Source organism: Corynebacterium sp. CCM 9204, assembly GCF_041357695.1.
GTDB lineage: Bacteria > Actinomycetota > Actinomycetes > Mycobacteriales > Mycobacteriaceae > Corynebacterium.
In genome coordinates this window covers 34,231-46,648 of record NZ_JAUERX010000006.1, presented here as the reverse complement: position 1 = coordinate 46,648, position 12,418 = coordinate 34,231, and the positions used below count along the sequence as shown (strand labels likewise).

The window sequence follows — 12,418 nt, the reverse complement described above, 5'->3', positions numbered from 1 at the left end:
GAGAACACCCCGTGCCACGGCGTGGGTGGACTTGGGACACCCGAGCCTCGACACCTTTCAACTTTCAACGCCACCGTCACGGAAGCGCATAGATCTGGTGTGCTGCCGCACGCACTGCGATCGTAGGATCCGCCATCGTCGGCCCCGGAGAAGCCAGGCGAAAACATGATTCACCCTTCCGAGGAAGCACTACGTTCCGTACCACCATGGGACCGTTTTCGAGTTCACCTTCCCTACGCTTGTCCGACGGGAACCCGGCTGCTCACCGGCCCCCGACTCTGCAGAATGATCCCCACGACGCCTCGACGTCAGATATCGTTATCTCCGGGGTGGACAGGCGGTGCCGGGAGCCTGCACTCGCAACCCCGCTCCGGGGTGCGGCGCGCCCACAGCCCGTGCCGCTGTCCGGGGCATTATTCTGGATCCCATGACAAATCCCTCGACCAGCCCCGCCATGAACACCCGGTACGACCTCATCGTCGTCGGTTCCGGCCTCTTCGGACTGACTGTTGCCGAACGGGCGGCCAGTCAACTGGGGAAGCGCGTACTCATCGTTGAGCGGCGCAGCCATCTGGGTGGTAACGCGTATTCGGAAGCTGAGCCGACCACGGGTATCGAGATCCATAAGTACGGCGCACACCTGTTCCACACCTCGAACAAGCGGGTCTGGGACTATGTCAACCAGTTCACCGAATTCACCGGCTACCAGCACCGGGTCTTCGCCATGCACGACGGCCAGGCGTATCAGTTCCCTATGGGCCTGGGCCTGATCGCGCAGTTCTTCGGACGCTATTACAGCCCGGACGAGGCACGTGCGCTGATCGCGGAGCAAGCCAGCGAAATCAACCCCGAGGAGGCCTCAAACCTTGAGGAGAAGGCGATCTCTCTCATCGGGCGTCCGCTCTACGAGGCGTTCATCCGCGACTACACCGCGAAGCAGTGGCAGACCGACCCCACAGAACTACCAGCCGGCAATATCACCCGACTGCCGGTGCGGTACACCTTCGACAACCGTTACTTCAATGACACATACGAAGGCCTACCGAAGGATGGATACGCTGCCTGGCTCGCGCGGATGGCAGACCACGAACTCATCGACGTCCGGCTCGACACCGACTGGTTCGAGGTCCGCGACGATGTCCGCGGTGAAAGCCCCGATGCGCCGGTCGTCTACACCGGTCCGCTGGACCGCTATTTCGACTACTCCGAGGGCAAACTCGGTTGGCGCACCCTCGACTTCGAAACCGAGGTGCTCGACACCGGCGATTTCCAGGGCACACCGGTGATGAACTACAACGATGCCGATGTCCCCTACACCCGCATCCATGAGTTCCGGCACTTCCACCCTGAGCGCGACAGCTACCCGAATGACAAGACCGTCATCATGAAGGAGTACAGCCGCTTCGCCGAGGACACGGATGAACCCTATTATCCGATCAACACACCGAATGATCGGGAGATGCTGCTCGCCTACCGGAAACGTGCGGAAGAGGAGACCTCGGAGAACCGGGTGTTCTTCGGTGGGCGTCTGGGTACATACCAGTACCTCGACATGCATATGGCCATCGCGAGCGCCATGAACCTCTTCGACAACAAGCTCACCCCGTTGTTCGAGGGAGAATAGCTCACCAGCCTCCCGAGGCTGCCCCACCGGAGAATCCGCCCGAGGAGTACCCGGTGGTGGTGCCCGAGGAACCCGTGGAAGAGCTCATCGCCGACTCATGCCATGAGTTCACCGTCATAAATGGCACGAACCCGGTGTACCCGTAGCCGGGGCGCCATGAATCATCCCAGATCCGTGGTGCCGTGGTGTCGTCATCCGGCTCCACGTCGTCGAACTCGCGCCGCCGCACGGCCTCGATGACGATCCGGTAGTCGGTGATGATCTGCGCGTAGGTCTCCATGAACACCGGGGCATCCGGTGTGTCCCGAAGCGCCAGGACCCGCTCATCGATCTTCTTCAGATCCTCGCGCAGACCATCATCGGACACCGTCGTCCGGGCCTCTGTCAGATCCTCGTGCATCTCCGTCAGGCGCCGGCGACGGACGGTGCCATCGCCGTGTTCCACCCGGAAGAACTCATCGATGTTGTCCTCCGCGTTCTCCATCTGCTGCACCGTTTCGTAGGCCTCGTTGATCGCCTTCCGATGTTTGGCCAGTTCCCTGTCCTCGACCTCGTTGCCGATACCACTCAGGCTCTGCACCGTATCGTCGATAGACAGAAACCTGGAACGCACATCCTCCCAGTCGCGGCGCACTGCGTCGTCGGCAAGCGGGGACGACAACGAGTGAGCCTGCACATTGATCGAATCCAGGTGCGCCGCTACCCGCGCGTAGTTGTCCACCACGTAGTCATAGCGTTCCCGCATCCGACGTCGACGATGACACCGAACCCAGGCCGCGCTGCCGATCCCAACCACGGCACCGATGCCGCCGATCCCACCCAGGATCCACCAGTGCGACGGGCTGGCATCCCCGCCCGCGGACACAACCGTCGTGTCCCCGGCCGCCCGGGCACCGGCCAGCAGTGCCGCCGCGATGTTCGGGTCGCCCGACTGTCGCAACGGCACCCGCATCTCGTCGAGGATCCCGTCCATGCGGCCCGCGCCGTAGAAGTTGATCGCGTTGCACACGTCGTCGCCGCAGGCCACCCCGACGCGGCGGGGATCCATACCCACCGCCACAATCAGCGAACCTGGGGCGAACTTGTCCTCCGCCCCAGACAGCAGCGATCGGTCGTCGCGCTCCGCGTAGTAGCGGAGTGAATCGTTCAGGTTGGACTCATTCGACTCGAACACCAGGTACACGACCCGCTTGACGTTGACCGGGAGGGCCAGGTTCTGGGTTTCCCCCGCTAATAGTGCGACGTCGTCATCTGTGAGCACGCCTCCACGCAGGGGGATCGCAACGGAACGTTCCGTTGGTGGAGCCTGTGCTCCAGCTACCGGAATCGGCAGAAGCAGCACCATGAGGAAGGCCACCAGAGCAGCTACCTGCAGGATTATTCGGGATGAGGGTTCCGCACGGTTCATATCGCCAGTCTAGTGGCGCCTAGAAACGGTGTTTCCTCGTTGTCGGCTGGTTGTGTGCCTGCGTGCGGGTGCGCTCCTGGGGTTTTTCCTCCAGGTGGCGTTGTGGTCCGTGAAAACGAGCTTATTCACCAGCCCGGTTCCTCTGGTCTTTCCGGATTACCGGCTCCGCTTGCTGTGCTCACCGCGTGGGTAACGCAGCACCATCGCGCTAATGATTAGATTGAGACTGGTACTGACCGAAGGCCGAAAGGACGTTGAAACGTCATGAGCGAATCTTCCGCCCCCGATTCCCGGGAAACACCTGCCGTTGCGTCGGCACCGCGGGTGCCAGATGATTCCAGGGCGGTGGAGCAGTTGCAGCGTGTTCTGCTGCCGAGGAGGGGGGAGCCGCACGACGTCCGCACGCTCTATCTTCTTGAGGCTGAGACGAACACACAGCGGGTGACGTGGCCAGACCGGACTAGCTTCAGTGTCCGTGCAGGTCAGGAAGTGAGTTTCCAGACCTACTTCAATGCTTTCCCGGCGTCCTACTGGCGGCGGTGGTCGCAGTTGTCGAAGGTTGTTCTCCGTGTCGAGGTCACCGGTGAAGCGCGTGTCGACGTCTACCGTTCGAAGATCGATGGTTCTCGGATTGCGGTTGCCGGCAGGCTCGTTGCGGACGGTGCGGCTGAGTTTGAGTTGTCGCTGGATCCGTTCGAGGATGGGGGTTGGTTGTGGTTCGACGTGACCGCGGAAACGGATGCGATGATTACGCAGGCCGGCTGGTTCGCACCGTGCGCACCCGCGCCGCAGACCATGCCCGATGGCACGACTGTCGGGCCGTTCGAGCCGCGGGTGACGGTGGGCATCCCCACGTTCAACCGCCCCGCGGATGCGGTCGCCGCGCTCGAGGCACTCGCCAGCGACCCGCAGGTTGACGCGGTGATCGACACCGTGATCATGCCGGACCAGGGGTCCCGCCATCCGGCCGACGAACCGGGCTATGCCGCGGTGACGGAGCACTTCGGGGACCGGTTCTTCGAGTTCCGCCAGGGAAACCTGGGGGGGTCAGGTGGTTACTCGCGCATCATGTTCGAGGCCCTCGGCGGCGTCGACGGTGCAGGGGAAGCAGGCGCGAAGAAGTCGCCGTATATCCTCTATATGGATGATGACATCGCGATTGAGCCGGATTCGGTGCTTCGTGCCCTCCAGGTGGCGCGGTACGCGAAGAGTCCGATGCTTGTCGGTGGGCAGATGCTGAACCTGCAGGAGCGAAGCCATCTGCACTCGATGGGTGAGGTCATCGACCGGTCGATCTTTATGTGGACGTCAGCGCCTCATGTCGCGTACGACCATGACTTTTCCCGCTATCCCCTGTCTTACCAGGGCAGACCCGGAGACGGCCCGAAGGATCGGAACTCACGGGATCTGCACCGTCGTATCGACGTCGACTACAACGGCTGGTGGATGTGTCTCATCCCGCGAATTGTCGCGGAGCAGGTCGGGCAGCCGCTACCGCTGTTCATCAAGTGGGATGATGCGGAGTACGGTTTGCGTGCAGGGAAGGCGGGATTCCCGACGGCCACGTGGCCGGGTGTGGCGATCTGGCACATGGCCTGGTCCGACAAGGATGACGCCATCGACTGGCAGGCATACTTCCATCTCAGGAACCGCTTGATCGTCGCTGCGATGGATCATGATGGTGGTCCGGAAGGAATCGTGCGCAGTATGAAGAAAGCGACACTGAAACATCTGTTGTGCCTCGAGTACTCGACTGTCGCGATCCAGAATGAGGCGATGAAGGACTTCCTCGCGGGACCGGGTCACCTCTTCGACATCCTCGAGACGTCGCTGCCGCGCATCAACCGCCTGCGCCGTGACTACCCGGATGCCGTGGTGTTGCCGACTGCCGCTGAACTCCCGAAGCCGTCGGGCGCGCCGGGTGTTCCTGTCAAGGACATCGGTGGCCGCCTGGCCCCGGTGAAGAAGGCCGTCTGGTTGGCCAAGGGACTCCTGCACTCCGTGCGTCCGCACGACCCTGCCCACCATGAGGTTCCGCAGGCAAACTTCGCGCCGATCGAGGCTCGTTGGTTCTCCCTGTCGCGTGTCGACGGCGCTACCGTCACCACCGCCGACGGGCGCGGTGTCGTGTACCGTCAGCGCGACCGGGAGAAGGCGAAGACACTCCTCGCGGAATCCAACCGGTTGCAGCGTGAGATCCTCGATCGTTTCGATGATCTACGCATCGCCTACCGCGCCGCCCACGAGGAGCTCACCAGCCGCGAGAGCTGGGGAAAGGTCTTTCATGCGTGAATCCGATGTATTGGTGAGAATTCAGGACACGCTCTACGACGCCCCCGCTGCGCTGCCGGTGGCCAGGGGACTCAGTCTTTTCGGTGAACACGCCGCCGGGTGGATTGCGCTCGGTGCCGTGGGAGCAGCCATCGACGCAAACCGACGTGGTCCGTGGCTGGCGGTTACCGGGTCGGCATTCGTGAGCCATGCGGCATCCATCGTGATCAAACGAGTCGTGCGCCGGAAACGTCCCCACGACTCACGCATCCGGATCGGGGTGTCCACGCCGTCGAAGCTGAGTTTCCCGTCGTCGCACGCGACATCCACCACTGCGGCCCTCATCGCGGTGAACCGAGCCACCGGTTCGCGCTGGCCGCTCGTCGGAGTGCCGGTGATGATGCTGTCGCGTATGGTGCTCGGAGTGCATTACCCAACCGATGTCGTAGCGGGAGCCACCCTGGGGGCCGTGACCGCCGATGCCGTGTGTCGGGTCGTCGACAAGCGTGAAAGGAAGAACGTATGAGTCAGCCGCATGACGGGCTGCTCGGGTCTGAGCCCCATACCCGGGGGATTGAGGGCGACGGGAGACGCCAGCCCCCGAAGAATCTCCCCGATGCCATGATCAAGGCACTCCGACCCAAGCAGTGGGTGAAGAATGTCCTCGTCATCGCGGCACCTGCCGCGGCTGGATCCGCCGCGCTTCTCAACGGCCGAACCATCGCCGACATTGTGATCGCGTTCCTCGTATTCTGTCTCGCGGCGTCCTCGATCTACCTTGTCAACGACGCCCGCGATGTTGATGCGGACCGAGCGCACCCCACCAAGCGGTTCCGGCCGATCGCCGCAGGTGTACTCCCCGTGAACCTTGCCTATGTGATGGCTATCGGACTGATGCTCGCTTCCGTACTGATCTCCCTGTTTGCATCCGCAGGGGTAAACCTCGCGATCGTTGTAGCCGTCTACATTGCACTCCAGCTCGGTTACTGCTTCGGGTGGAAACACCAGCCCGTCATTGATATTGCGCTGGTTTCCTCCGGTTTCATGCTTCGTGCGATGGCAGGAGGAGTAGCGACGGGTATTGCGCTTTCCCAGTGGTTCCTCCTTGTCGCGGCCTTTGGGTCGCTGTTCATGGCCTCCGGAAAACGCTACGCGGAGATTCTTCTCGTCGAGTCCTCGGGCGCGAAGATCCGGAAGTCCCTCGAGGGGTACACCGACACGTACCTCCGATTCGTCTGGACTCTATCGGCCACCGCTGTTGTCATGAGCTATGCGCTCTGGGGCTTCGACGTCAGCCGTGCAATGGATGGGGCCGGTGGGGTCTGGTACCAAATCTCCTTGGTCCCGTTCACAGTCGCGATTCTCCGTTATGCCGCTGACATCGACCGGGGCGATGGCGGGGCACCTGATGAACTCGCCCTGTCCGACCGGACCCTCCAAACCCTCGCCGTGCTGTGGGTGGTCTGCATCGTGATCGCCGTGTACGTTGTGCCTGCACTGTAAAAATATGGCGATCCGTGTACGGTGATCGTGTAACGAAATGATCAAGGCCGGGGATAGACGGATCGGTTGCTGCTATCAGCGCCCCCGGTCCGGAAAGTGTCCTGCAAGGAGAACCATGTCAATCGCCTCTCGCCTGCGTATCGCAGGGAAGAAGGTCACATCTGTGGTGGCCGCCACCGCCGCGACAGCCACTCTCATGGTTGTCGGTGTGGGAACCGCTGAGGCCGCTAACCGTGACTGGCTGCGGCCGGACGCCACCGGTACCTGCGAATGGGATGCTTCCGGCCACGGAGTGCAGCGCTGCGACGTGTGGTCGCCCGCCATGGACCGTACGATCCCCGTTCTCATCCAGCCCTCTCAGCGTGGTGGAGATGCGGGCTTCTACCTTCTCGACGGTATGCGGGCAGACACGCAGCAGACCGGCTGGACCATGTATGCTGACGCCCCCGCTACCTATGCGGACAGCAACATCAACCTCATCATGCCTGTCGGCGGAGCAGGAACCTTTTACAGTGACTGGGTTGCACCCGGTAACTTCTCGTCCTCCGACCCGCTCGTGATCAAATGGGAGACGTTCCTCACCGCCGAACTTCCGGGCTATCTGCAGGAGCACTTCGGGGTCAATCCGCACCGTAATTCGATCGCAGGTCTTTCGATGGGGGGTACCGCAGCACTCAACCTCGCGGCCCGGCATCCTGAGATGTATCAGCAGGCGATGAGCTTCTCCGGATATCTCACCACCACGGCACCCGGTATGCAGACTCTCATGAGGATCGCGCTCCTAGAGACCGGTGGCCTCAACCTCAATGCCATGTACGGTGCGTTGATCAGTCCGCGCCGCTTCGAGAATGACCCCTACTGGAACATGGAGGGGCTCCGGGGCAAGGACATCTACATTTCTGCGTCCACAGGAATGTGGGCGGGAGATGACTGGAACATCCCGCTCTGGGACAGGATCGTCGGCTGGGGTCTCGAGTGGGTTGCCCGGAACACCACGGTTGCCTGGGAACTCAAGGCCCGTGCCATCGGTCTGAACCCGGCGGTGGACTACCCGCCGACCGGCGTCCACAACTGGGGAATCTGGAATGATCAGCTCCACAAGACCAAGGGGCGAGTCCTTGACGTTATGAACGCCTGGTAGCGCTTCCGTTCACCGCGGTTTTCGCGGCTCCGGATTCTCCACCTGAATCCCCGCAGTACGGACTTGAGAAAGTTCCCTGCGGGGATTTCGCTGTACCCGGAGATCTTCGTACCTTGCTCTGCTGGTGAGGAGGTTCGGGATTTCCTGGTTTCTGCCGTGTTGTGTGACTTTGGCTGGCACGGTAGCTGGGTCTGTTGAGGGGATGATGTTCTACTTCGTGTTAGAGAGGTTTTAGGGGGCGGGTATCCCCGAAGATGGTGATGAAAGTCCTGTTTTCGGTGGTTGTGAGGTGCGTGGGTTTCCTCATTACTGGGGGACTTTCCGCCGAGTGCACGATCGTCTCCTGCGGTTTTGCTCCCGATGCGGCAGTGAATCTGATATTGGTGAGGTTGTCCGGTCGGTGACGGTAAATCGGGGGATGAGGAAGGGGGCTGGGCTGTCCGGGAACCTCATAAGGGGAATTGGGGTCAGATGAGGCATGGGTGTCAGGAATGAAAGATCGGTTCCCAGTGGAACTACCGGTATGACGTCTGTCATGGATCGCGGTGGCCGGGGCCGTCCAGGACGGCCTCGCTTACCTGTTCGGTGTGCGCGGGCGGGATCGCCGATGGTGGATACCCGGATGCTCACACCTGCTGAGCGGGCGCGGGTGTATGCGCGGGTGCGGACGGGTGATTTGGTGCGGGTAACCCGGTGTATTTTCGCACCGCCGGACATCGTTTCGGGTGAGCGGTGGGATCGGTGGGCTGCGTTCGCGGTGGGGGTGTCGTATCGGTATCCGGATGCGGTGGTGATGGGTGAGGCGGCCGCTGTGCTGCATGGTTTCCCCTTGGCTGGGCGGTTGTCTGGCGTGTCGTTACAGGTGGGGCGGGGTATGTCGGGTCCTCGGGTGGAAGGGGTACGGTTTCGTTCGGCGCAGGATGTTTGTCGGGCGGATTCGGTTGTGGTGGAGTCTCGGTGGGGTCCGGTGCGGGTGACGTCACCAGTTCAGACAGCGGTTGATGTGGCACGGTTCGGTTGCCCGGAGGACGCGGTGGTGGTGTTTGATCATTGTCTGAGAGTGGGTTTGTTTTCGGTTGCGGATGTGGTTGAACGGCTTCGGGTGATGCGGCGGTCGAGGTGGTTGATCCGGGTAGTTCGGTTGTTACCGGTGGTGAGTGGTGCGGCGGAGAGTCCGAGGGAGTCGCTGGTGCGCTATGTGTTGTGGTGTGCGGGGTGTCCGGTTCCCTGGTTGCAGGCGGAGGTTGTGGATCGGAGAGGGGTTTTCGTGGGGCGTGTTGATTTTCTTTTCAGGGATTCGGGGGTGGTTGTGGAGTATGACGGTAGGGAGAAATATGGCCTGGTGGAGGTGGTGCCGGGGGTGGATTCGATGTCGTCGGAGGAACTTCTGGGGCAGGTGCGGGTCACGCAACGTGCGTTACTCGCGGAGCAGGAGCGGCAGCAGCGGCTGGAGTTGCAAGGCTTGCGGGTGGTGCGTGTGAATTGGCGGAATTTTAGGGATAATTCCTGGTTGGAGGTGGTGCGCCGGTTATCTTCGGATGGGGGTCCGTTGTGGTCGGGTGCTTGTCGACGCTGGGTTCCGGGTTGGTCGGAGTCTTTTATCGCGGTGTCAGGTTGGCGGCGGGTGTCGCGGTGCTTGGGGAGGGTACTGGTGGGGTAGCCTCGGCGTGTCATGTGTTGAAACTCGACTAAGTCTTATGTTCAACCTAAACTTAAAGTCGATCTTTAGGGTTTGGTCCGGTGGCTGGTACAGCGATTGGTAACGGTCTGGCCCTGGATCGACGACATAGCTACAAGAAGAACCGGTGACGGCGTCACTTGTTCCGGGAGCGGGGAACTCCCGGAGCGTTGTGGGGCGCCTGTTCGTGTCACCGGTTGCACCGGTCGGCCTTTCACGCCGAACATTGATTTCAAGAACCGATACAAAGGACACCTTCATGCGCGACACCGCATTCACCAGCAGCCGACGCTCTTACCGGATAGCCCTCGCTGCAGTCCCCACGGCAATTGCCCTGGGCGTCGGCCTCTTCTCCCCGGTCGCTTCTGCGGAGCAGACGACTGTTCTGGCTCAGAGTTCCGGCCTGAGCGGACTATCGAGTGCGTTCGGCTCATCCGGTGGTATCACCGATTACCTGAAGGAAGAGAATGTTCCGGAGCGGACTCCTGTTAAAACGGAGTATCCCGATATCGAGGGCCTTCCGGAGGGCGTTGATGTCGTCCGCCAGGAGTGGCTGGGTACGCACCGTATCGCTCTGTTCATTCGTTCTGCCGCGATGCCGGAGCAGCTCATGCAGGTGCAGGTACTTCTGGCCCGTGACTGGTACTCGCAGCCGAATGCCACGTTCCCGAGTGTGTGGATGCTTGATGGATTGCGTGCGGTCGATGAGGAGTCCGGCTGGACGCTCCACACCAACGCAGAGCAGTTCTTCGCGGACAAGAACGTCAACGTGATTCTGCCCATCGGTGGTGAAGCCTCGTTCTACACGGACTGGAATCGTCCGGACAACGGGAAGAACTACCGGTGGGAGAGCTTCCTCACGCAGGAGCTTCCGGCTGTGCTGAAACAGGGCTACCGGGCCAACGGTAAACGTGCGCTCATTGGTCTATCGATGGGAGGTACAGCAGCCGTCAACATTGCGGAACACCGTCCTGATCTCTTTGATTTCGTCGGTTCATTCTCGGGTTACCTTGATACGACATCGACGGGTATGCCCGCGATGATCTCGGGTGCCTTGCGTGAGGGGGGTGGGTACAACGCTGATGCGATGTGGGGACCTGCAGGATCTCAGCGGTGGATCGACAATGACCCGAAACTGGGTATCGAAGCGTTGAAAGGCAAGACGGTATACGTTTCGGCTGGCTCCGGGCGGGACGATTTCGGTGAACCGGGATCGGTGGCGACCGAGCCCGCGAACCATGCGGGTAAGGGATTGGAAGTCATTGCCCGGATGACTTCGGAGACGTTCGTGCGTTCAGCCCGGGAGGCTGGCGTTCCGGTGATCGCGATGTTCCGTCCGTCGGGTGTCCATAACTGGCCCTACTGGCAGTTTGAGTTGACGCAGGCATGGCCCTACGTTGCAGACACTCTCGCGCTCAAGGAGGAGGACCGCGGAGCGGACTGTGAAGCAATTGGTGCGATCGGTGCGTTGACTGCATCCGGCGCGTGGGGTAGCTGCGTCAACAACGAATACGACGTGGTGGCCGGCGACGGTGATACGGGTAAGGCCCAGGATTTCCGGGGCGGGCAGGCGTACTGGTCGCCTGACACTGGTGCGCACATGTTGATTGGTCGTATTGCGGCGCGCTACGCGGAACTGGGTGGGCCACGTTCTTTCCTGGGCTTCCCGAAGACCAACGAGCTGACGGCGCCGGATGGGCGGGGTCGCTTCGTTCACTTCGAGAACGGATCGATCTACTGGACGCCGGAGACCGGTGCTCAGGCGATCCCCGGTGACATGGTCGAATCGTGGGGTAATCAGGGCTATGAGAAGGGTGTACTGGGTTACCCGGTGGCTGAGGCGAAGGAGCTGGAGGGAAGCTGGATTCAGCAGTTCCAGGGTGGCTACGTCATCCGCACGCCGAAGAATGGCACGTTCTGGTCGCGTGGTCTGATCGCCCGTAAGTACGGCGAGATGAAGGCGACCGCCTCGAAGCTCGGTGCCCCCACCTCCAACGAGTTCCTGATCCCGGGTGGTGCACTCCAGAACTTTGACAACGGCACGATCTACTGGTCACTGGGCAGTGGTGCTCATGCGGTCTACAACGGTGCTATCCGTGACTACTGGGGTGAAAATGGCTGGGAGAACGGTAAGTTCGGTTGGCCAACATCGGATATGGAGGAGATCCCGACCGGTGGCCTGAGCCAGACCTTCCAGCATGGAACGATCAAGCAGATCAACGGTGGAATCGTTGAGGAAATGAAGTGATGCGTAGGTTCATTTTTCCTCTGTTCACCATCGTTGCATTCGTCTTGGCGGGGTGTGGTGGTGCGACGTCGGAGAGTGATGATGTCGTGGAGCCGTCGGTGACGTCATCGTTGCCGAAGGCTTCGCGTGAGGATGTCTCCGAGTCCGCCAGCGCGGAGCCTTCAGGCAGGTCTGAGGATCCGTCCCTGGTGTCCGCGAGTCCGGAGCGTCGGGAAGCTGCGCCACAACCGGTGGTTCCGCCGATTCCCGAGCCTCGTGATGGTGCGGCACGGGAGATCGACAAGATCCCTGGACTGGCACAGGATCGTAGCGCCGCTGATCTGGCGTACCTGAAGGAACTGCGAGAGGGTGGAATCTCTGTCGACGGTATTGAGGATCAGATGATCGGTGCCGCTGCGGAGGTCTGCCGTTCGGCGGCTAGCGGTGTCGATAATTACACGTTGGAAGCTGTCGCAGGTCAGCTGATAGAGCAGGCGCGGGCGTCGGCGTCGGTTGAGGTCGTCGCGGATCGGATTGCCTCTGCCGCCAAGTCAGCGTACTGCTAG

At 61.5% G+C, this 12,418-nt stretch carries 8 protein-coding genes; 7 read left to right on the top strand and 1 reads right to left on the bottom strand.

The genetic code is table 11. The annotated features are described in order from the left end of the window. Positions 1 to 427: 427 nt before the first annotated feature. Complete coding sequence (gene glf, locus QWU43_RS10895) at positions 428 to 1,624, top strand: UDP-galactopyranose mutase (RefSeq protein ID WP_370915410.1); 1,197 nt, start codon at positions 428 to 430, stop codon at positions 1,622 to 1,624. Between the two features lies 1 nt (position 1,625). Here the strand turns inward: glf and QWU43_RS10890 are convergent, their stop codons facing one another. After that, positions 1,626 to 3,032: a DUF5129 domain-containing protein gene (locus QWU43_RS10890; protein WP_370917860.1), complete on the bottom strand. Its 1,407-nt coding sequence runs from the start codon at positions 3,030 to 3,032 to the stop codon at positions 1,626 to 1,628. Between the two features lie 264 nt (positions 3,033 to 3,296). On the opposite strand from QWU43_RS10890, the gene QWU43_RS10885 reads away from it, so the two are divergent. The 6 genes from QWU43_RS10885 to QWU43_RS10860 all read left to right on the top strand — a co-directional run bounded on the left by QWU43_RS10885 (position 3,297) and on the right by QWU43_RS10860 (position 12,418). Further along, positions 3,297 to 5,324, top strand: a complete 2,028-nt coding sequence (locus QWU43_RS10885; RefSeq protein ID WP_370917859.1) for a glycosyltransferase — start codon at positions 3,297 to 3,299, stop codon at positions 5,322 to 5,324. Then, positions 5,317 to 5,829 carry a phosphatase PAP2 family protein gene (locus QWU43_RS10880; protein ID WP_370915413.1) on the top strand — a complete coding sequence of 171 codons (513 nt, stop codon included), beginning with the start codon at positions 5,317 to 5,319 and terminating at the stop codon, positions 5,827 to 5,829. The genes QWU43_RS10885 and QWU43_RS10880 overlap by 8 nt, the downstream gene beginning before the upstream one ends. Continuing rightward, a complete protein-coding gene (locus tag QWU43_RS10875; protein ID WP_370917858.1) occupies positions 5,826 to 6,806 on the top strand; it encodes a decaprenyl-phosphate phosphoribosyltransferase in 981 nt (326 codons plus the stop codon). The genes QWU43_RS10880 and QWU43_RS10875 overlap by 4 nt, the downstream gene beginning before the upstream one ends. A 115-nt stretch (positions 6,807 to 6,921) precedes the next feature. Continuing rightward, on the top strand, positions 6,922 to 7,947 hold the full coding sequence (locus QWU43_RS10870) for an alpha/beta hydrolase (protein ID WP_370915415.1): 1,026 nt from the start codon (positions 6,922 to 6,924) through the stop codon (positions 7,945 to 7,947). A 1,937-nt stretch (positions 7,948 to 9,884) separates the two neighbouring features. Then, positions 9,885 to 11,873, top strand: coding sequence for an alpha/beta hydrolase-fold protein (locus QWU43_RS10865; RefSeq protein WP_370915416.1), 1,989 nt, complete (start codon positions 9,885 to 9,887; stop codon positions 11,871 to 11,873). After that, positions 11,873 to 12,418, top strand: a complete 546-nt coding sequence (locus tag QWU43_RS10860; protein ID WP_370915417.1) for a DUF732 domain-containing protein — start codon at positions 11,873 to 11,875, stop codon at positions 12,416 to 12,418. The genes QWU43_RS10865 and QWU43_RS10860 overlap by 1 nt, the downstream gene beginning before the upstream one ends.